15 protein-coding genes and 1 pseudogene are annotated in these 20,855 nt (G+C 59.9%); 4 read left to right on the top strand and 12 right to left on the bottom strand.

Annotation, left to right across the window (positions count from 1 at the left end; genetic code table 11):
• Nucleotides 1-41: 41 nt before the first annotated feature.
• On the top strand, nt 42-1,910 hold the full coding sequence (locus HHL14_RS15995) for a diguanylate cyclase domain-containing protein (protein ID WP_169498581.1): 1,869 nt from the start codon (nt 42-44) through the stop codon (nt 1,908-1,910).
• Nucleotides 1,911-2,294: 384 nt separating this feature from the next.
• Nucleotides 2,295-3,018 (top strand): annotated as a pseudogene (locus HHL14_RS15990) (IS6 family transposase).
• Between the two features lie 477 nt (nt 3,019-3,495).
• Here HHL14_RS15990 and HHL14_RS15985 read toward each other — a convergent pair.
• The 8 genes from HHL14_RS15985 to HHL14_RS15950 all read right to left on the bottom strand — a co-directional run bounded on the left by HHL14_RS15985 (nt 3,496) and on the right by HHL14_RS15950 (nt 13,280).
• Nucleotides 3,496-4,290 (bottom strand): hypothetical protein, encoded by a 795-nt coding sequence (locus tag HHL14_RS15985; protein ID WP_169498580.1) that lies wholly within the window; start codon nt 4,288-4,290, stop codon nt 3,496-3,498.
• Nucleotides 4,291-4,355: 65 nt separating this feature from the next.
• On the bottom strand, nt 4,356-4,502 hold the full coding sequence (locus HHL14_RS32845; RefSeq protein ID WP_206002353.1) for a hypothetical protein: 147 nt from the start codon (nt 4,500-4,502) through the stop codon (nt 4,356-4,358).
• 807 nt (nt 4,503-5,309) lie between these two features.
• Nucleotides 5,310-6,725, bottom strand: coding sequence for an FAD-binding oxidoreductase (locus HHL14_RS15975; RefSeq protein ID WP_169498579.1), 1,416 nt, complete (start codon nt 6,723-6,725; stop codon nt 5,310-5,312).
• A 17-nt stretch (nt 6,726-6,742) separates the two neighbouring features.
• Nucleotides 6,743-7,987, bottom strand: a complete 1,245-nt coding sequence (locus tag HHL14_RS15970) for an alpha-hydroxy acid oxidase (RefSeq protein ID WP_230413058.1) — start codon at nt 7,985-7,987, stop codon at nt 6,743-6,745.
• 49 nt (nt 7,988-8,036) lie between these two features.
• Nucleotides 8,037-9,584, bottom strand: coding sequence for a UxaA family hydrolase (locus tag HHL14_RS15965; RefSeq protein ID WP_169498578.1), 1,548 nt, complete (start codon nt 9,582-9,584; stop codon nt 8,037-8,039).
• A 73-nt stretch (nt 9,585-9,657) separates the two neighbouring features.
• Nucleotides 9,658-10,950 (bottom strand): MFS transporter, encoded by a 1,293-nt coding sequence (locus HHL14_RS15960; protein WP_169498577.1) that lies wholly within the window; start codon nt 10,948-10,950, stop codon nt 9,658-9,660.
• 148 nt (nt 10,951-11,098) lie between these two features.
• Nucleotides 11,099-12,241: a mannitol dehydrogenase family protein gene (locus HHL14_RS15955; protein ID WP_169498576.1), complete on the bottom strand. Its 1,143-nt coding sequence runs from the start codon at nt 12,239-12,241 to the stop codon at nt 11,099-11,101.
• A gap of 16 nt (nt 12,242-12,257) precedes the next feature.
• Nucleotides 12,258-13,280, bottom strand: coding sequence for a zinc-binding alcohol dehydrogenase family protein (locus tag HHL14_RS15950; protein ID WP_169498575.1), 1,023 nt, complete (start codon nt 13,278-13,280; stop codon nt 12,258-12,260).
• A 264-nt stretch (nt 13,281-13,544) separates the two neighbouring features.
• On the opposite strand from HHL14_RS15950, the gene HHL14_RS15945 reads away from it, so the two are divergent.
• Entirely contained in the window at nt 13,545-14,255 is a 711-nt protein-coding gene (locus HHL14_RS15945) for a FadR/GntR family transcriptional regulator (protein ID WP_169498574.1), read from the top strand.
• Nucleotides 14,256-14,492: 237 nt separating this feature from the next.
• Here the strand turns inward: HHL14_RS15945 and HHL14_RS15940 are convergent, their stop codons facing one another.
• Nucleotides 14,493-15,242 (bottom strand): response regulator transcription factor, encoded by a 750-nt coding sequence (locus HHL14_RS15940; RefSeq protein ID WP_169498573.1) that lies wholly within the window; start codon nt 15,240-15,242, stop codon nt 14,493-14,495.
• Between the two features lie 430 nt (nt 15,243-15,672).
• Between HHL14_RS15940 and HHL14_RS33970 the strand changes: the two genes are divergently transcribed.
• Nucleotides 15,673-16,224 (top strand): ESPR-type extended signal peptide-containing protein, encoded by a 552-nt coding sequence (locus HHL14_RS33970; RefSeq protein ID WP_169498572.1) that lies wholly within the window; start codon nt 15,673-15,675, stop codon nt 16,222-16,224.
• 142 nt (nt 16,225-16,366) lie between these two features.
• Here HHL14_RS33970 and HHL14_RS15930 read toward each other — a convergent pair whose 3' ends face one another.
• The 3 genes from HHL14_RS15930 to HHL14_RS15920 all read right to left on the bottom strand — a co-directional run bounded on the left by HHL14_RS15930 (nt 16,367) and on the right by HHL14_RS15920 (nt 20,711).
• Nucleotides 16,367-17,461, bottom strand: a complete 1,095-nt coding sequence (locus HHL14_RS15930; RefSeq protein ID WP_169498571.1) for a GGDEF domain-containing protein — start codon at nt 17,459-17,461, stop codon at nt 16,367-16,369.
• Nucleotides 17,462-17,809: 348 nt separating this feature from the next.
• Entirely contained in the window at nt 17,810-20,425 is a 2,616-nt protein-coding gene (locus HHL14_RS15925) for a hybrid sensor histidine kinase/response regulator (RefSeq protein WP_169498570.1), read from the bottom strand.
• A gap of 40 nt (nt 20,426-20,465) precedes the next feature.
• Nucleotides 20,466-20,711 carry a hypothetical protein gene (locus HHL14_RS15920; protein WP_169498569.1) on the bottom strand — a complete coding sequence of 82 codons (246 nt, stop codon included), beginning with the start codon at nt 20,709-20,711 and terminating at the stop codon, nt 20,466-20,468.
• Nucleotides 20,712-20,855 lie beyond the last annotated feature (144 nt).

Here is a 20,855-nt window from a genome sequence, read left to right as displayed (position 1 = left end):
CAATATTCATTCCGCTACTGCCTTAAATCGGCGGATTCTGCGTGTTCAAAGGGGAGTCCTTTGGTATCCGGGTCCATCATCATCAAGCGAAGCGAATGATGCGGCCATCGCCAGCACTGGCCTCGTTGGTCATTTTTCTTCGGTTGACGTGGCAGTGGATTTTTCCAATGCGAATATTTTTATTGCTTGGAGCCGCTGTAGTTTTCAGCAATATTTCATCCGCCAGCGCACAGGCACAAAGCACCACTGTCCTCGACGCTAGTGAGGATACGATTAATCTCTGGCCTGGTCTCACAATACTTTTGTCCGCCGGTCATTCGCTGACGCTGAGCGATGTGCTGACGAAACGCAATCAGTTTCGATATCTGGCCGTCCCATACGGAAATTTAGGCCGACGCAATGACGCCGTGTGGCTACGTGCAGAAATAGAGGTGCCACGGAGCGCTCCGACTGATTGGTGGCTTAGCATTGATTTTGTACCGCTGGATGAAATCGATTTGTATGTCGTCTCACGGGGCTTGATCGTGCAACGGGAGTCCTTCAATCAATTGTCTGCTTTCAATCAGCGCTCATACCCGCTCCGCCAACCAGTTTTTCGGCTTGCGCTGCAGTCTGGTGAACACTATGAACTGATCCTGCGCATTCGCAAGTATGTTGACTCCGCGATGATTGTCCCCGCGTCCTTGCTACGGACATCTGCCCTTATCAGAACTGATGCATCGACCCAGTTCTGGCAAAGTCTGATGTTTGGTCTGGGTGCGTGTCTGGCGACTTTCGCGATGGTCTGCGCAGTCGTTTATCGGGTGCGCCTTTTTGTATGGTTCGCCTTGTTTGCAATATGCAACACGATGAGCTGGTTTGCGTATTTCGGTCTGGCGGCCCAGCACCTGTGGCCGTATTCCAACGCGCTTCACGCCGGCAACGTTGCGCGGTTCTTCATCCTGTTAATGCCTGTTTGGGGTTTGCTATTTCTGGAAGACGCGCTCGACTTACATGAAGAGAGTTTCCGAATTAGCCAGCTGCTGAGATTGATTTCGTTTTTGCTGGTTATATTGTCCGTTCTCTTCGCTATCGGTCTCGCGAGCACTGCTTTCATAGCTCTCGTTGCAAATCTGATCGGACCTTGGCCGCTCATCGTTGTCCTTCCTGTCGTTGTTTTGCGGTTCAGGCGAACAGATCAGTCGTTTGGCTGGCTAATTGCTGGGCTGATACCCCATGCAATAGGGTTGGCTGTCGGCATCGGACTGCATGGTGGCGTCCTGCCATGGAATACATGGACTGATCATGCGGCACAGTACGGCGCCACGCTCGATATGATGGCCTGGACGATGGTATTGTGCATACGAGTCCGCCGCATCCAGCGCACGGCTGTTATGGCCCACATCGAGCGAAACCAACTGCGAATTGCGTCGCAAACGGATTTCCTAACCGGGTTGCTCAATCGTAGAGGGCTGGAGGAAAGTCTCCAGGAGCATCTCGGCGCCCTCGGTCCAAACCTGATGCTGGCTCTGTATCTCATTGATCTGGATGGGTTCAAGCTGGTAAACGATATGTACGGGCACGGTATCGGGGACGCGGCTCTTGTCACCGTCGCTGAACGACTCAAAGGCACAGTCCGCAGCGGTGATCTGGTTTGTCGTCTCGGTGGAGACGAGTTCGTCGTTGTGGCTACAGGACTGCATGGCGAGTCGCAAGCCAAAGGATTGGGACATGCATTGCTAGGGTGTTGCGACGATCCATTTTCGTTAGACGGTGTGGTCTGCGAGCTAGGGATGACCATCGGATATGCGATAGCGCCGATCGATGCAACCAGCGTCAATGTGCTGCTCACGCTGGCGGACGCGGTTATGTTCGAGGCCAAGCGGGAAGGTAAGCGGCGGATACGTAGAGCGACGAATGACTACCTGTGAAGATTCGGGGGTTCCCGAAGCACGTGAAGAGGTTCTGCTGCAACAGGCGCGCCTGGATGACTGAACCGCCCCAGGATCGGAGCGCGTTACGGCTCTGTCCATCGCTGTTGATGGTGAGGGTGCGGTCTTTACGGAGCCGTCGCCTCAGCGCGTCGATCACACCATATTCGTCGATGATGGGGCGAAGGATAGTGTGGAACACGGGCTCGAGGTCGCCACTGGACGATACAGCGTCTGGAGCGTCGAGCGCCGCCTTGCGCAGCGCGTTCGAGGAAATGTGCGACAGGAAATCGTGGGTGAATGACACGTGCTAGAAATGGCTCCGGTGCAAAGAGGCTCGAGGAACCGGTTAGAGTTGTCAGCCTGAAGAACGGGTAGCCGATGATGAGCAAGCGAAAAGGTATGGAAGGGTTGTTCGACGGGCGGCATTTTGATCGGGAAATCATTGTTCTGTGTGTACGCTGGTACCTTCGCGACAAGCTCAGCCTGCGCGATCTGGTCGAGATGATGGCCGAGCGGGGACTTTCGCTGGCACACACGACGATCATGCGGTGGGTGAGATGTTTTACACCCGAGTTCGTCAAGCGCTGGAATCAGTTTGCCGTACCGACAGGCCGCTCACGGCGCGTTGACGAAACCTATCTGAAGATTCGAGGCAAATGAGTTTATCTCTACCGGGCGGTAGATCGGGCCGGCCAGACAGTGGATTTCATGCTTAGAGCCAGGCGCGATGTGGCTGCGGCCAAGGCCTTTTTCAGCAAGGCCATCAGGCATCAATCAGGGTCAGCCGCCGGCGACGATCACGCTCGACGGTTATGCTGCCTCGCACCGGGCGGTGCGCGAGATGAAAGCCGATGGCCTGTTGCCTGAGGACACAGAGGTCCGGACCTCGAAGTACCTGAACAACCTGATCGAGCAGGATCATCGGAATATCAAGTCCCGAACCAACGTGATGCTTGGCTTCAAACGGTTCCGGAGTGCCGCGACCACGATTTCCGGCATCGAGTTGATGCACCGCATTCGCAAGGGTCAGTTCGACCTCTGTGCTCCCGGGCTCAAGGATACCGCTGCACCGAACGTCTGGAATGCCGTCCTGTTCAGTAAATGAGGCATCCTTATTTATTCGGGAAATCTCGGCCCCGCCGGCTATTTGCACCAGTGCCGTCAATCTCAGGCAGCGTGGGCCAGGCTGCAGAATTTTGTAAGCAGCGACGCACCGCCGCCGCTTCCCGCACGACAACCCTTGTGACAATCGACTGCAACAACGCCAGCGGCTCACGTGTGCGTTTCACGCTTGGGATAGCCCCAGTGTTGGCTTCAATTCCCCTCCTGAAGTGAAAGCGCTCTAGGATTCATTTCCTGCAATGCGATAGTCCTTCGCCACGACACCGCGTTCGCTACCTGCATTAACAACCGCAGGCCGCACCCACGTCACCCTGTTCTCCAGCCGACGGATATGACCACGGCGCAAATGCATGCGCGGCGCCGAATGCGAGGCAGATCCTTTTCCGTCGGCGGCCACCTTTCCTGCTGCGAGCTGCAGGACCTTGTACGTGAAAAACGGTGGCCGGCGCATGGCCAGTCGTCACGCGTTCATGGCGGGCTTCGGATGCACGTCGACGGTCCCCACGTTGGCGCAGTTCAACACTGCGCAAGCCTGAATTGCCATGTGTACTTCGTCGTTGGCGTCATAGGTCAGACGGGCAAGCGACGCATCAACATCACCCTGACTCTGCTCCACCGCAACCTCGAACACCTCCTCGAGCAGCACAAAGGGCTCTGCGAAATGTTGAAATGAATTGTGATGGAGCCGGCCCGCGTTTACTTTCGCCTCCAGCATCATCTGCGTCATCCGTGTGGGCTTGTGTCCTTCGGGAGTACGGAATTCCCTCGGCACGAATGTTCCGCCTGCGCCGGGATTCCACGTTTTCAGTTCATCGGAGTAGTAGATGGGATAGATGAAAACGCCGCCTTCCCGATAGTGCTGGCGAAACACCGGGATTTCCTTGAGCCCCCAAACGGGCGTATGGTCCTCGGTCATCTCCCAGCACAGCGCGATCCGGCGCGTCGACAGGCTTTCCTCCACACCGGCCACGGTCGCAGCCGGAACGAATTCCTCCTTGCGCCACGGGGCCTCGAACACCGTCACCGGATAAGGCAGCCGCAGAAGCTCGAGGTGCGTTTCGCGAACGTTCTCTGAATCGATCAGCTCGGCGCAGTTTGGCAGCAGAAACTTGGGTGCTGTCGCAAGCATTTCGATCACGGTTTCCAGCTGCGCAGCCGTGACGGTGAGTCCGCGTGCGCGGGCTCCCTTCATCGTCGCTTTCAGGTCCTCGATGGCATGAGTGCAGTAGTTAACCGGCGTGATCACGTCCGACATGATGAAGGATGATAGTGAAGAACGGATATATTGTGCCGCACGTTCGCCGGGACGCAAGCGAAGTGTCAGACTTTACCCATATTGACTCCACGAATGCCCTTCACGTCCCGCAACGCGATCGCGGCCCCGCCCAGATCACTTCTCAACTGGTCGGCCTCACGCATCCCGGGCAGCTGTTGAGGATTGTTAGAGTCGCTGGTCAGCACGATCACCGTGCCAATGCCGAACGGCCGCTGTCACCTCGGATGCAGTGACGTGACCTGCTGAATCCGGAACGGTGAGACCCCACCCTCCGGCTGAGAATCCCCGGTCGGCAGGTGATGCGCGACGTGTCAATGATGATTTCCGTGTAGGCAGTCTGCTGGTACGCGACGATGGCGCTGGCTGCGATCGCCACGAGAGCAACGACTGGGGCGAACCACGGTACAGGCCAGCCCGTTACCGCATATCAGCACGGCTCGGCTTGGGATCAATGCGAACTCCGGCCGGATTAGGCCCGATATCCACCGCTGGAAAGCTGCGTATCCCTGTACGGGCCTAGCGACCCCGCGAAGGCCAAACGCTCATCAAGACTCTATGTGTTGTAATTAAGCCACGCATCCTTACCCTCATTCAGTTCCATCAGGATCCGTTGTCTTCTGTGCGCTTAGTGGGCTCAAATTGGTACATTGAACGGTACATCGTGCAATTTTTTACTTTAAATACCAATAAAAACAACTATTTATACTTTATATTCGAAGACTCTCCTGGGCACCACTCGTTGTTCCGGCATGATCCATAGTGATCTGCCAATAAAAAAAGCCCGCGGCAGCGGGCTTTTTGTTTTCGACGAGTACATTTCCGAGTACATAAAAGTTCGAGAACAAAAAGTACTCGTCATATCCCTCCCCGTTCGAAAAACAAAAGCACCAGGACCCAACCCTACGGCCTGACCGGTTGATCGGCGGCTACGGCGCGCGAAAGCATGAGAGCGCGGCAGCGGCAAGCGCAACGCTCACCGCGTTGCCGCGCGCCCGCCCCTACATCGCGATCACTTTCCCCGGATTCAGAAGGTTGTGCGGATCGAGCGCGAGCTTGATCGCCTTCATCGCCGCCAGCTCGGCCGGCGATCGCGACAGCCCGAGCACCTTCAGCTTCTCCTCGCCGATTCCATGCTCGGCCGACACCGAACCGCCCATCTCGCCGGTCAGCTCGTAGACGACCCGCTTGACTTCATCGATGGCGTCGTCGCTCCAGCCCGGCTCCTGCACCACCACATGCAGATTGCCGTCGCCGAGATGGCCATACACGAGGATGGTCGCCTGCGGCCAGCGCGCGCGTAAGCGCTCGTCGCAACGCTGCGCCGCCTCGCCCGCCTGCGAGACCGCGAAACTGACGTCGAACGAAATGCGCCCCGGTATCAGACGCGGATACTCGGCCGGCGCGTCGCGAATCGCCCAGAACGCGGCGACATCCGCCTCCGACTGCGCGAGCGCCGCATCGGCGATCACGCCGTCGTCGAGCATATCGGCAAGAAAATCCTCGAACGCCGCCGACTGCCGTTCGGGGTCCGCGCCGCACGTCTCCAGCAGCACGTAGTACGCGTGATCGCTCGCAAGCGGCAGCCGTAGTTCGGGCAGGCGTTGCCGCACGAAGTCGCAGTAGTTCGGCCACATCACCTCGAACGCGGACACGCCGGCCGGCAGGCATTCCTGCGCGCGGCCGAGCAGTGTGGTAACCGCCGCGTAGTCCGGCATCCCGCACCATGCGGTCGACACCGCGCGCGGCTTGGCCCGCAGCCGCAGCACCGCTGAGGTGATCACCGCGAGCGTGCCTTCGCTGCCAGCCAGCAGATTGCGCAGATCGTAACCGGTGTTGTTCTTGATCATCTTGCGCTGTCCGCCGATCACGCTGCCGTCCGCCAGCACCGCTTCGACGTCGAGCAGCTGGTCGCGCATCATCCCGTAGCGGATCACGCGGTTGCCGCCCGCGTTGGTCGCGATGTTGCCGCCGATCGTACAGCTGCCGCGCGCGCCGAGATCGAGCGCGAACATGAAGCCGGCGCGGTCGGCCGCCTCCTGTACCGCTTGCAGCGGCGTGCCCGCGAGCACGGTCATGGTCGCGCCGACCGGATCGATTTCGATCACGCCGTTCATGCGTTCGAGACTCAGCGCGACTTCGCCGCCGAGTACGCACGCGCCGCCCGCGTGGCCGGTCATGCCGCCCTGCGTGACGACCGGTTGCCGGTGCTGGTGGCAAATCCGCAAGGCGGTCGCGACCTCCGCGGTCGTGCGCGGCCGGATCAAGGCGAGCGGTTCGCGCGCCGGCGTGCCGCTCCAGTCCGCGAAGCCGCGCCCGCCGAACTCGGCCGGCAAGCTGACGAGGTCCGCGCCAAGCGTCGTGCGCAGCGCGGCGACGGCGTCGTTGCCCTGCGCTGCGGCGATAGTTTCCTGCATCGGATGTCTCCTGTTGGTCACGCGAGCAAAGCCGGCTCGCGTGCGGTTTCTCTCTGTATTGGCGGGGTGAGCGTGGGCGGCGGCGCCTGCCCGAGCCAACGCAGGTAACTGCGATCGAGCCCGGCAATCTCGCTGCAACCGAGCAAGCCGAGCGCGCGATCGATTTCCGTTTTCAGAATCTCGATCGCGCGCTCGACGCCCGCCTGTCCGCCCGCGCTCAAACCGTAGGTGGTCGCGCGTCCGAGCAGCACCGCATCGGCGCCGAGCGCGACCGCCTTCAGAATGTCCGAGCCGCGCCGGAATCCGCCGTCGAGCATCACGGCAAGTTTGCCGCCGACCTGCCCGACGACTTCGGGCAACACGTCCATCGCCGAAACCGCGCTGTCGAGCTGCCGCCCGCCGTGGTTCGACAGCACGATGCCGTCGACACCTGCGCGCACCGCCTGCAACGCATCCGGCGCGCCGAGCACGCCCTTGACGATCAGCCGGTGCGGCCACAGATCGCGCAGCCATTTGATATCGTCCCACGACAGCGACGGGTCCAGTTGCTGACCGAGCGTGATCGTCGCGCCCTTCACGCTGTCCTGCCCCGGCGGCAGCAGATCGCCGAGATTCGCGAAGCGCGGCATCCCGTTCGGCCACAGCACGTTGGCCATCCAGCGCGGATGCCGCAGCACGTCGAACCGGTTGCGCCAGTCGAGCTGCAACGGCGCGATGTAGTTGCGCAGATCCCATTCGCGTTTGCCGAACACCGCGCTGTCGGTCGTCACGACCAGCGCCTCGATGCCGGCGGCCGCCGCGCGCTGCGCGAGTTTCGCGAGAAATTCGCGCGTGCGGTACATGTAGACCTGCATCCACACCCGGCCGCCCGCGCGCCGCACCACGTCTTCCAACGCGACCGTCGACACGTTGCTCAGCACGAACGGAATCCCGGCCGCCGCCGCCGCGCTGGCGAGCTTGACGTCGCCTTCGCGAAACATCAGCCCGCTATAGCCGGTCGGGCCGATCATGAACGGCGCCGCGCTGCGGCCGCCGAATAGCGTCACGCTCTGGTTGCGCTTCTCGACGTTCACCAGCGTGCGCGGCAAAAACGCGATCTCGCGAAACACGTCGCGATTGCGGCGCAGCGTCGCCTCGTCCTCGGCGCCGCCCTCCACATACTCGAAACAGAAATTCGGCAGACGCCGGCGCGCCATCGCGCGCAGATCGTCGATGCTGTGCGCGCGCTTCACGTCGCGGCCCGCATAAAGGCGGCGTTTCAATTCGACCCTCCTGGGCATGGGTTTCAGGTGAACGGCACAAGGCAGCGGTTCAGGTCACCACGCCGACCTGCCACGGCACGAATTCGCTTTGCCCGTAGCCGTGCAGTTCGCTTTTCGTGCGCGTGCCGGACGCGCAATCGAGCATCATCCGGAAGATCGCTTCGCCGAGTTCATCGATGCTCGCGCTGCCGTCGATCACGCCGCCGCAATTGATGTCGATATCCTCCTCCTGGCGCTCCCACAGCGCGGTATTGGTCGCGAGCTTCAGCGACGGCGACGGCGCGCAGCCATACGCGGAGCCGCGCCCGGTCGTGAAGCAGATCAGATTCGCGCCCGACGCCACCTGCCCCGTCGCCGACACCGGGTCGTAGCCCGGCGAGTCCATGAACACGAAGCCCTTCGCGGCGATCGGCTGCGCGTATTCGTAGACGTCGACCAGATTGGTCGTGCCGCCTTTCGCGACCGCGCCGAGCGATTTTTCCAGGATCGTCGTGAGTCCGCCAGCCTTGTTGCCCGCCGACGGATTGTTGTCCATCGCGCCGCCGTTGCGCGCGCAGTAGTCCTGCCACCACGCGATCCGCGCGAGCAGTTTCTCGCCGACGGCGGGGCTCGCCGCGCGGCGCGTCAGCAGATGCTCGGCGCCGTAGATCTCCGGCGTCTCCGACAGGATCGCGGTGCCGCCGTGCCGCACCAGCCGGTCGACTGCGGCGCCGAGCGCGGGATTGGCGGAGATGCCGGAGTAGCCATCCGAGCCGCCGCACTGCAAACCGACGCACAGATGCGACGCCGGCACCGGCACACGCTGCACGCGGTTCGCATCGGCGAGCATCTCCCGCACCATCGCGATGCCGCGCTCGATCGTCTTGCGCGTGCCGCCGCTGTCCTGGATCGTGAAGCTGCGCAGCTTCAGCTCGCTATTGCCGAGCCCGCCCGCTTCGAGCACGCCGTCGATCTGGTTCGTCTCGCAGCCGAGCCCGACGAACAACACCGACGCGAAGTTCGGATGCACCGCGTAGCCGGCGAGCGTGCGGCGCAGGATGCCGATCCCCTCGCCCTGCATGTCGATGCCGCAGCCGAGGCCATGCGTCAACGCGATCACGCCATCGACGTTCGGATAGTCGGCGAGCGCATCGGCGTGCACATCGCGCCGGAAGTGATCGGCAATCGCGCGCGCGACCGTCGCCGAGCAGTTCACACTGGTCAGGATACCGATGTAATTGCGCGTCGCGACCCGTCCGTCAGCGCGGCGAATGCCCATGAAATGAGCGGGGTCGTCGACGTAGACGGTCGGCTGCGCATCGGCGCCGAACACGTGCTCGCGCGCGAACTCGGACATGCCGAGGTTATGCACGTGCACGTGCTGGCCGCGCGCAATCGCCTCGCGCGCCACGCCGATGATCTGGTTGTAGCGCTTGACCGGCTCGCCCTTCGAGAGGTCGCGCGTCGCGATCTTGTGGCCTGGCGGAATCAGTCCGGTCACCACCAGGCGTTCCGCGTCGATGCGCGTGCCCGGCAACAGCTGTCGTGTGGCGATGATGACGTCGTCGCCGGGATGCAGGCGGATGATCGCGGACGCGATGCCAGCTTGAGTCGACATGAGAACCTCGAAGCAGAATGAATCAAAGACCTGAAAAAAACCCTCGCCGCCGGATGCGCGGCAGCGGCCTGCGTCAAACCGTGGGACGTGCGCCTTTGGGCACGTCGCGGCTCGCCGGTTCGATCGACAGCGGCTCGATGCGGCCCACGATCACCAGATAGCTGAACGCGCCGAGAAAGCAGAAGCCGCCCGCCACAACGAGCGGAATCGTGAACGAGCCCTTGGTCATCGCGACCATCATGCCAGTGAAGGTCGTGATCACGATCCCGGCCAGGTTCGACGCGAAGTTCTGGATGCCGCCGATCGACGCAACGTGGCGCGGCGTCGGCGCGACGTCGCAGGGCAACGACCAGATGCTCGCCGCCGCGAACGCCAGGCTGCCGTACGCGATGCCGAAGAAGGCGAGCATCAGATACACGTTCTCCGTGAACGCCGACAGCGTGATCACCGACGACAGCAGCATGCCGCCGACCATGCAGGTCTTGCGCGCGGCCGTGAGGCTCCAGCCGCGCCGGAACAGCGCGTCGGACACATAGCCGCCGAGCCAGCCGCCCGGAATCGCGATCAGCGCCGGAATCATGCCGAGCGTGCCGAGCGATTTCAGCGAGAAGCCGCGCGTCTGCACGAGATAGCTCGGAAACCACGTGATGAAGAAATAGATCACGAAGTTCAGGCAAAAGAAGCCGAGCATCATGCCCCACAGCGTGCGATGACGAAACAGCGACGCCCACGTGACTTTCTCGCCATCGGTTTGCGCGTGTGCGTTCGCCACCGATGCGGCGTCCTGCGCGCCGCCCATAGCGTCCTCGGTCGGATGGCGGTAAATCACGAGCCAGCCGACGATCCACACCGCGCCGAGCAGGCCGGTCAGGATAAAGGCCGCTTGCCAGCCGAGCGTGCCGATAATCAGCGCAACGACCGGAATCGAGAGCGCGGAGCCGACTCGCGAACCGCTGTCGAAGATGCTGGTCGCGATCGCGCGTTCCTGCGGTTTGAACCATTGGCTGACGAGCTTGGTACACGACGGATACGCGCCCGCCTCGCCGACGCCGAGCAGCAGCCGGCAGCCGAACATGCCCGCGACGCTGGTCGTCACCGCGGTCGCGGCGGTAAACAGCGACCACCAGCCGACCGCGAGCGGCAATGCGATCCGCGCGCCGACGCGATCGACGAACCAGCCGAACGGCATCTGCATCAGCGCATAGGTCCAGAAAAAGCCGCTGAGGATGAAGCCCATCTCGGCCGGCCCGATGCCAAGCGCCTTTTCGATTTGCGGCGCGGCGACCGCGAGATTCGCGCGATCGACGTAGTTCACCGCGATCGCGAGAAAGCATAGAAAAATCACGACCCAACGCATCTTCTTCATGAAACTGTCTCCTCCTGAACTGGCAGTTAGGTATTCCGGTATGTCCGTCTGCGTCTGCGTCGCCATTCATCGGCGACGGCGCGCCTCGTCGTTGCGAGGCGATCGTTGTCGTTCTCTCTCGTTGTTCTGGTGCTTGCCGCGTATGAGGTCAGCCCGCGCTTTCCGGCGACGACGCGAGCGCCGCATGTAGACGCGGCTGCCCGATCCGCACGCCCAGTTCGCGCGCAAGCTCGATGACGGGCCTGAAACGCCGCTGCTTCTTCTGCGCGTGATTGCGCGCGATGTCGGCGAGACGGTGATCGAGGAAGGGGTTTTCGAAGCGCTCGCGCACCTCGTCGAGATACGCGCGCGCGTCGTCGCCCTGGCCGAGCGCATCGAACACGGGCAGCACCTCGTCGCGCCACAGCGATTCGAGATCCGCGCGCAGCGCCGGATCGCGCATCGCCTGCAGCGTGTTTTCCTGCGGCGCGCGCGCATCCACGCTCCAGCGTTCGGCGAGCCACGTGTGACCGAGATTGAGCAGCAACAGCTTCAGGCGCTCGTAGTGCGGCAGATCGTCGGTGACGATCATCGCTTCGTGCTCGCACGGCAGCACCATGCCGGCGCGCCGCTCGATCGCCCACAGCGCGTACGGCTCCGCATACGCGCCGATCGGACGGATCGGCTCGGACACGATGCGGTCCACCAGCGAATTCACCCAGATGCAGCCGTGCTCGATATAGCGGATAAAGTCGGGCGCGGCCCCCCACTCGCGCGCGAGATCCGCGACGAGTCCGCGCAGCGTGTCGCCGTTGTGCGATACCAGTTCGCAAGGCAGCAGCGTCAGCGGCGCGGCGCTCGCGTCGAAGCGCGCGTGCAGCAGCACCGCGAGCTTCGCGACGAAGCCGCGCGGCACGCTGGCGCGATGGCCGGGGCGCAACAGCTCGGCGGTATCGTCGACGAAACGCTCGTAGCCGCGATCGCCGGTGTTCGAGATCACGACCCGCGCATCGTGCGCGAAACGCTCGATCACCGTCGGCCATTCGGTATTCGCGTTCAACGCTTCGTCGATCGCGTGGCAGCGCGTGGTCGTATCGATCACCGCTGCATGGCGCACGCCACGGATGCGCACCTCGTATTCGCCACGCGCACGCAAGGCGTCGATCCTCGCGAGGCTCTCGGGATTGGAGGTGGTCTGCACGACCGTGACCTGTCCCAGCGCGCGGCCCGCATCGAGCGCTTCCGACACGAACAGATCCGCGTGCGCCTGCAGGAAGCGGCTCGTGCCGAATTGAAGAATCGGGTTGCCCATCGTTCCTGGCTCCTCGTCAGCACGCGACCAGCGCCTTGATCACGCCGGCCTCCGGTTTCAGCAGTCGCGGGAATTCGGCCGGCAGATTGCCGAGTTCGACCACGTGCGTATTCAGCGCGGCCGTCGGGATTCGCTTCGCGCGCATGGCGGCGAGCACCGTTTCGAAATCGGCGACGGTCGCGTTGCGGCTCGCGAGCAGCGTCGTTTCGCGCTTGTGAAACTCGGGATCGGCAAACGAAATACGCTCGCTGACGATCGACACCAGCACATACTTGCCGCCGTGCGCGACGAACTGCAGTCCGCGCTCCATCGCCTTCACGCTGCCGGTCGCGTCGAACACCGCGTCGAAGAATTCGTGGTCTGTCAGTGCGGCAAGTGCGACGGCGTCGGTCGCGGCCTCGCTCGTATCGAGCTGGACCGTGTGATCCGCCTGCAACGCACTGACGCATACCGCCAGCCGATCCGCGCGGCCATCGAGCACGCAGACTTCGGCGCCGCGCAGCTTTGCGAAGATCGTCACTGCCATGCCGATCGGTCCGGCACCGACCACCAGCACGCGCTGCGCGGCCTGCACGTCCGCGCGCGCGACCGCATGCGCGCCGATCGCGAGGAATTCGAGCATCGCGGCCTCGTCGAGCGTGACGCCGTCGGCTTTGAAGACGAACGCCTGCGGTACGGCGAGATATTCGGTCATGCCACCGTCGGCATGCACGCCGAGTACGCGGATATTCACGCAGCAGTTGCCCTTGCCCGCACGACACGCGACGCAGCGCCCGCACGACAGATACGGCATCACGTACACCTGGTCGCCTGCCTTGACGCTCGCGCCGGCCGGTGCCGCTTCGACGATGCCGGCCAGTTCATGCCCCATCACGCGCGGATACGACAGATACGGCTGACTGCCGGTGTAGATGTGAAAGTCGGTGCCGCAGATGCCAACCCGGCGGATGCGGATCAGCACGTCGTCGGGACCGGCTTCCGGAATCGGGCGCTCGGTGAGCGCGAGCTGGCCCGGCTGTTCGCAAATGACTGTCTTCATGAAGAGATTCGGAGATCGGTGAAAGGAAACGCGCCGCCAGGCTACCGTCGGATGGCATCTCGGATGCACCCGTCCGATCCTGCAATTTGGCCTTACCAATTTGCGAAAATAAAGGTATGTGGAATACTGGTCAAGCCAATTTACCCCAAGGCGGGGAAACCCCGAGATCCTCTCGCGGCTCCGGTTTGCCCTGCGAACGCTTCGATTTACAATCGGCGCTCACCTTATCGGACTTACCGAAGCTTCATCGCCGGAAAACGTTTCGTGACCGTCAAACCTGCCGACACTCGCCGTCTCTATCTTCAGATCGCGGAAAAACTGCGCGATCTGATCGCCCAGCCGGATTTCGCGCCGCATGGACGCCTGCCGCCCGAGCGTGCGCTAGCCGAGACGCTCGGCGTATCGCGGCCGTCGGTGCGCGAAGCGCTGGTCGCGCTCGAACTGGAAGGGTTGGTCGAGATCCGCATGGGCTCCGGCGTCTATCTGTGCGCGACGCCGCCCGCGCAAAACGGCGCGGCGCTATCGCAAGCCGAACTCGGCGACAGCCTGCTCGACATCATGGGCGCGCGCTGCGTGATCGAAGGCGCGATCGTGGCGAGCGTCGCGCCGCTGTGCAAGCCGAAGGATCTGAAGGCGCTGCGCGCCATATACAACGAGATGGAACGCGAGGTCGAAGCCGGCAGGATTCCGGTCGCGGCCGACCGCGCATTCCATCTCGCGATCGCACAGATGTCCGGCAACGAAGTGCTGGTGCGTACCGTCAGCTCGCTATTCGATGCGCGGCAGAGCCCGCTGTCCGAGAAGCTGCGCGGTCACTTCGAAAACGAAACCACGTGGGGCGCGGTGCCCGATGAACATCGAGTGATTCTCGAAGCGCTGGAAGCGCACGACGCGATCCAGGCGCAGGCGGCGATGCTGCGGCATTTGAAGCTGTCGCTGGAGCGCGTGATTGCCGGAGGACAGCGCACGACCTGAAAGTCATCGCGCAGTTGGTCGAACCAGCAAACGGCCGATCAAACAAGCAGCTCCGCGTACGACTCCCATGCCCGGCTATAGGACAAAGCCTTGCGGATTATTCGACGGCATTTGAAGTCTTCCTGCTCTTTTCGGGCTGCGTCGTGCTGTTCTTCTGAAACAGTAGTCGAAGCGGTGCGTGGAAAGCGTGTCACCGTCATTTACGCGAGCCGGCACCATTCCATGCGCTCGCCCCCATTACCGGGCAGCCCCGCCTGGCGGTTCAGGTTCCCCGCTTTGCTCTCCGGGCGCGGGCGACTCTCCGGATAACCCTTCAAGGCGATATCCATAGGCGTACACCGGCGCAAGACGATAGCCATTATCCGGACGCAGCCCCAGCTTCTGGCGCAACACGGAGACGTGCGTGTCCATCGTCCGCGAGAGGGCATCAGGCGGCTGCTTCCATACCCGCTCGGCAATATGCGCCCGCGACAGCGGCCGACCGAGATTCTGGAACAGCAACAGCGCGAGCGCAAATTCACGCTGGGTCAGCTTCACCTCCACACCGCTCCTGAAAACCTGCCCGGCACTCACATGGAATTCGATTTCGCCAAAGACGGCTTTCGTCACATTCACGTTGATCGCGTACGTACGACGCAACAGTGCAGTAACACGGGCGAGCAGCACGCGCGAGGCAACGGGTTTGACGAGATAGTCGTCCGCACCGGCGTTCAGAATCGAGGTAATGTCCTCCTCGCGACCGTACGAGGTCAGGAAGATGACAGGTAGTCGGGCCGCCTCGCCCTGTTTGGCCCAGCGCAGCACCTCCTCGCCCGTCATGTCGGGAATCTGCCAGTCGAGGATCAGCAGATCGAAGGTGTCGCGCCGCAGGGCGCGAACAAGCGCGGCTCCTCTCTCGAAATGATGACAATGATGGCCCGCGGCGACCAGGGTCTCCGATACAGACTCAGCCTGAACCGGATCGTCTTCTAATAGTGCAATCCTCACAGCGCTCTCCTCGCCTGTCCGCGTCATTCCCCGGACAAGCCGTCTACTCTTTCCGACTATTCTAGACTAGAAAGGACTACCGATTTTTCAACTTCATGCGAACCCGCAGTGTACCGGTCAACCGCCACGTGTCGGCGTAGTGCGCCGGCGCTGTTATGCGCTCGCACCTCGAGCGCGCCACCGTTTAATCCCGTCGCGCTCTGCGCGGGTTCAGATGGCCGACAAATACATTTTTACGTGATTTTTACACTCAATCACGAAATAACAAAGATTGAATATTCTGGAAATTTAATTTTTTATTCTTTACGAATCGACAACTAGTCATTCAAATATGACTGCGCCCATCGAATTAATTTCATGCGTGATCACAAAGCGAATCCGATTAGCGGAATAACTTTGCATATTGCGTATCTTATGGGGGCTATCTGTTATGAATCGCACATATCACTCTGTCTGGAATGAAGCACTCGGCGCCTGGGTCGCCACATCGAAAATTTCGTCGGCACGGGGCAAGCCGAACAAGACGGCTGTTGCAAAGGCGATTGCCGTCGTTGCGCTAGTGGCAGGCGCGGGCATCGCTGGGTCGGCCCAAGCTCAGGTTGCCATCGGGGAAGGCTCAAGTTTTTATCCTGTCGCTCAAGGCTCGGCCGACATTGGGAATCCAGGCAACACCGGAAACACTGCGGTGGGTGCAGAGTCCAATGCGACCGGCGCCTATTCTGCCGCCTTTGGATTTCAGGCGACAGCGACCGGCGACACGCCCACCGCCATAGGCAGCGGTGCGATCGCAACTGGCGAGGGTGCTACCTCGGTGGGAAGTTCCGCGCAGGCAGGGGGGAACTACTCAGTTGCTTTCGGCCCCGGCAGTGTCGCCGTGGGTGACAACTCGTTCGCGTCTGGCTGGCCCGGGCCTACGGCAACCATGTCCTGCTGTCACATACGTCACGGTATTCCCGTTCGCCGACGGCCGACAGACGATTGAATAACATGCTGCGACTGGCTAAGGGCAGCGCGCCATGCCAAGGCGAGAAGCACTGGGTATTGGCGAAGAAAAAGCAGCATGCGCCACTTCGTACCCGGTGCGCCCTCCTGCTCCCACTGCGTTGGTGTCATGCACCACGTCTTCAGTGCACCGAATGACCGCTTTGGTCCTTGAATTCCGGCGGATTCAAATCGGAGTAAAAAGCGAATCTGTTTTTTCCTGCTTTTTTTGCTGCATAAAGCGCGTGATCTGCGCGGCTCATGCACTGCGACAACGTCAAGTCCTGTTCATATCTTGCAATACCGATGCTGGCCCTGACTTTCGTGCCGGCCATCACACTATTCTCGAGCGACCTGAGAAAATTCCTGGCGAAGTTCGACAATTCCTCGCAAGTTCCTTCGAATGCAATCCCAAACTCTTCTCCACCCAGTCGCCCGTGCGGAAGCTCACCCGCACACGCTTTGATTGTTGATGCGATCTGTTTCAGAACGGCATCGCCCACCGCATGTCCGCACGTATCGTTGATGCGCTTGAAATCATCCACATCGATCATCAGAAAATATATATGCTCGCTGCCGTTCGCGCGCAAAGCCTCTATTTTTTCCAGGAATTCACGCCGATTCCCTATCCCCGTCAGCGAATCCTTGAATGCCATATCATATAATTCATTCCTTGATCTCCAATACATCACCCTCAGAAAAGTCATGAAGAAATTTATAACCGACCCAAGGAGTATGGAATTGAAAATTACCGTCAGAATCCAGCTTCTATACGAATCATTATATATTCTCTGATTCAATCCATTGCACAATATGAGCCACACCAACACAATCGAGATCATATAGTGGTGCAATTTCTCGTAAACGGGGGCAGCACCCAAGGCAATAAGAGAACCGATCGACAGTATCCAGAACACAGGCTCCCTGAACGATTCAGCGTCCAGCCGGAAACTGAAGGCAATAAACGACATTGCAATCGTTCCGCCAATCAGGAGAGTCTCGAGCCGCCTCGCCACAACGGAAATACATAATCCGACTATAATTCCGGCTATTCCTTCGCAGGTCGTCACATCATCGAAAACAGCACCGGCCGGCGCCAGCACACGCGCCAATATGACTGAGATCAGACCAAAAAATTGCAGTGAAATTGAAAATGGATGCAAGCTGACAAATTCAGACTCTTCAATGGTGAGTCCGGCACGCAATTCGTACTTCCTCTTCCAGATAAATGGCTGCATAGATCAGCTTATTTTTTAAAAATTGTCAACAACCCAATTCAGACTATAAATCAGCATGCTTTCCCAGCGAAATAAATTTCGCATTTCTGACAAAATTTCACAATCAGAAAATATGAAATAACTTCCATTTAATTTACCAGGATCCTTATTAAATCCGCGCCCCTTTCAATTCAACGCGTTTTGCGAAATTCCAGACACCTTCCCATGCATCCATCGTTTATGCACGATCCGGTTTTCGTCAAATCCACACGTTGGCGAATCAACACCTGAAAAAACCTGCTCCAATTTATGAATAACAGATGAGACAGGTCCATCCGCGCATCTATTCATCGAAACGGAGAATCGGATCTAGGCTTTAGTCGCGGATTTCTGCTGTACGGATTGGTCCGCAGCGAGTCTGGCCATCGCCGCTCGCAATTTTCCATTGGACACGGGCTTATACAGCACCAGCAGTTCGCGGGTCTGCGCCTCAGCCAGGCCACAGCCCGCAGTGTCGCCGGTAATGAGGATCGCGGGGATGCTTTCGTTGTATTCGGTGCGGAGCTTTTCAATCGCGTCGATGCCGTTTTCACCACCGCGCAGACGCAGATCGCAAATCAAAAAACTCGGTGTCCCCGTATAACCGGCGAGGCGTTGAATTGCTTCATCAACCGAACCCACCGCCAGCACCTCATAACCCCAGTCGATCAGTAAGGCAGACATGCCGGCGCGAATTGCCCGCTCATCGTCCACGACGACCACCAGACCCGTCGTGAGCATCGCGCGCACATCCCCATCGGGTGAATTCAACGGAGTCACGGCGCTATCGGCCAGCGGAAGAAAAACCTCGAAACAGGACCCTCTGCCGAGTTCGGAGCGCAGTTTCAACCGGCATTCAAGCAAGTCGACGGTACGCCGGACAATCGCAAGGCCAAGCCCGAGCCCTTTTTCCCGATCCCGCTCGGGATTGCCGACCTGGTGGTATTCCTGGAATACGAGCTCCTGCTGATCGGGTGAAATGCCTCGTCCGGTATCCCACACCTGCAGGGAGACGAATGCCCCACGGCGCCGACACCCTATGAGAATCCTGCCGGTATCGGTGTAGCGCACGGCATTGGAGATCAGGTTGCGTGCGATGCGTTCGACAAGTATCGGATCGGAATCGACAATGGCGCGGCAACACACGTACGAGAGCCTTAAACCCTTGGCAGTCGCCTCGTCTGCGAAATCATCGCAGACGCGAATTAGCACGGCATCGATCGCGAACGGCTGTCGCCGGATCTCCACGCCGCCAGCATCAAGTTTGGAAATGTCGAGCAGCGCGGCGAAAAGTCTGTCCATTGCATCTGTGGAAGCTTCGATTTGATCCAGCAGGCGCTGTCCTTTTGTGTTCATCGGCACGCCACGAAGTGCGCCGACAAACAGACTCAGGGCATGAACAGGCTGACGCAGATCGTGGCTCGCTGCCGCGAGAAACCGCGATTTGGAGAGGCTCGCCTTCTCAGCGATCTCCTTTTGATGCCTCAGGTCGATCGCCAGTTGGGCCACGATCTCTCGTTCGCGCTCCGCGGCGACCTCGGCAGCCCGTTGCCTGCGGTGAGTCCGTATGCTCATCACCACGATCCAGGTCGTCATAAGCAGTAAGGCCCCAAGATGCTCCACACCTTCTGCCAACTGGCTCCACGGCAAGTAGCCATACGTCATTGTCGTAGCGACCGACATCCCGGCCGCATAGCATGCAGCACCAACGATTGCCCAGTCCCACAGCGCATCGCCATCCCGAAAGCGACGCACGACAAATGGTACGAGAAGCAGTAGTGGGAGCGTGCCGATCACCGAGAACGCCCCGGCAACCAGCATATTGCTAGCAAGCCCGGTAGCGAAAAGGACAATCAGCAATGCAAAAAATCCGGCAAGCGATCTCAGTACCAGACTGATTCGCGGACTTTGTTCACGCAGTTCGAGAACGCCGTCCACAAAGAGAAAACAACTGACTACGCGAAGCAGCATGCAATAGCGCGCGACGAGATCAGGCAGGAAGAGATGCGAATTCGGCCACAAGTACGCGTTTGCCAACCCGTAATAGGCAGCTGCGTAAAGCGTGCTACAGGCTGCAAACAGTGCAAACCAGATGCAAAGTGGATCGCGTTTGAGTGCCGCGATAAAGAGCGCATAGACGACAAAACATATACCGACACCCAGCATCAGACTTCGCCAGAACTGCGCCGATGCTTCTGCCTTGATCAGACTACTGGTTCGAACAAGCGACAAGGGAATATATATTGCATTAGGGAAGTATTTGCGGACGCGGATCACCAGTTCATATTGTCGGTCGGGCTGCAGTGCCAACTGAAAGACCGGCTGGTGAAACGCGAAGGACCATTTCGCAAATGCCTCCCGTTGGCGCACCGCCAGATGCTGCACGACCCGCCCCTGCTCCACGACGTACAGATCGATCTCATCCAGGATAGCGAAATCGATACGCAACCACCAATCGAGCGGTGCATTTTCTGACAATGCAATATTGGTGCGAAGCCACATCGCATTTCTATGTATCCCGAGGTTGGCATAGGGTGCGCGGAGGTTCTGAAAGCGGTCTGGCTTCGCCAGGACATCATCGATCGTAAATTCGTCGCCCGGATCCGAAAGGACGGTAAGTTCCGGCCATAGATCAACGATGGACCTGCTGTTATCCAGGCGGACTAGATTGGGTATTTGCGCGTGCGCCTGCGAAGAAATTCCAGGGAATAGTGTCAGCGCAAACAACGCCAACGCAATGCATGAGCGGATCGTACGGCACAACCGTGGTGGAAGATCGCCAGACGATCCGCTCCACAGTGATTGGATCTTGAGGCGACAGATCGACGGGAACACCCTATGGGCATTCGAAACGAGGTTCGCGCTCCACAGCATAGGGATTGCATATCGCATTGCAGATACTTTCAAATATCCTGCGGTCTTTGACTGCTCAACCTCAAACGTCATGCATGACAATGACCATAATTACAGCGCCCTTGCCACACGGTCATTGCTCCTGTTGCTCCCGCATATCCTGAAATAAATCGTATCGAATCTGACCGAGGAAAACTTTAAGAATTGTCATTTCAGGCAGGCCGTCATGCAACTGCTGGAAGAACTTCAGGTACTCAGGGTTTACCAGCCAAACAGTCGAACTGGATACGCGAAATTTTCGCAATCGAGAACATGTCGAATTTTTTAATCTGCCGTTGGCGATACGATCCCGTTTCAGCGGACTGAATGAATCGCTCATGGTTTTTCGATCTTCGCAGCGGTTGAAGCTCGTACACACACGGACGGCGTCCCTCGAAGTCGACAAGACACGAGGCTCATTCGTGATTCCTGGAGTTCATCTCGCTGGTTCAATTCCTGGATTCAACAATGGACGATGTTCCAA

This window comes from Paraburkholderia antibiotica (genome assembly GCF_012927125.1).
GTDB classification, from domain to species: Bacteria; Pseudomonadota; Gammaproteobacteria; order Burkholderiales; family Burkholderiaceae; genus Paraburkholderia; species Paraburkholderia antibiotica.
The sequence above is the reverse complement of the archived record's forward strand: the minus strand, read 5'-3'. Positions and strand labels throughout refer to the sequence as shown.

What these genes read in the sequence shown, in the direction of transcription:
- HHL14_RS15985 (WP_169498580.1), bottom strand. Translation starts at nt 4,290, where the DNA reads ATGTCGGACGTGATCACGCCGGTTAACTACTGCACTCATGCCATCGAG.
- HHL14_RS15975 (WP_169498579.1), bottom strand. Translation starts at nt 6,725, where the DNA reads ATGCAGGAAACTATCGCCGCAGCGCAGGGCAACGACGCCGTCGCCGCG.
- HHL14_RS15965 (WP_169498578.1), bottom strand. Translation starts at nt 9,584, where the DNA reads ATGTCGACTCAAGCTGGCATCGCGTCCGCGATCATCCGCCTGCATCCC.
- HHL14_RS15960 (WP_169498577.1), bottom strand. Translation starts at nt 10,950, where the DNA reads ATGAAGAAGATGCGTTGGGTCGTGATTTTTCTATGCTTTCTCGCGATC.
- HHL14_RS15955 (WP_169498576.1), bottom strand. Translation starts at nt 12,241, where the DNA reads ATGGGCAACCCGATTCTTCAATTCGGCACGAGCCGCTTCCTGCAGGCG.
- HHL14_RS15950 (WP_169498575.1), bottom strand. Translation starts at nt 13,280, where the DNA reads ATGAAGACAGTCATTTGCGAACAGCCGGGCCAGCTCGCGCTCACCGAG.
- HHL14_RS33970 (WP_169498572.1), top strand. Translation starts at nt 15,673, where the DNA reads ATGAATCGCACATATCACTCTGTCTGGAATGAAGCACTCGGCGCCTGG.
- HHL14_RS15930 (WP_169498571.1), bottom strand. Translation starts at nt 17,461, where the DNA reads ATGCAGCCATTTATCTGGAAGAGGAAGTACGAATTGCGTGCCGGACTC.
- HHL14_RS15925 (WP_169498570.1), bottom strand. Translation starts at nt 20,425, where the DNA reads ATGACGTTTGAGGTTGAGCAGTCAAAGACCGCAGGATATTTGAAAGTA.
- HHL14_RS15920 (WP_169498569.1), bottom strand. Translation starts at nt 20,711, where the DNA reads ATGAGCGATTCATTCAGTCCGCTGAAACGGGATCGTATCGCCAACGGC.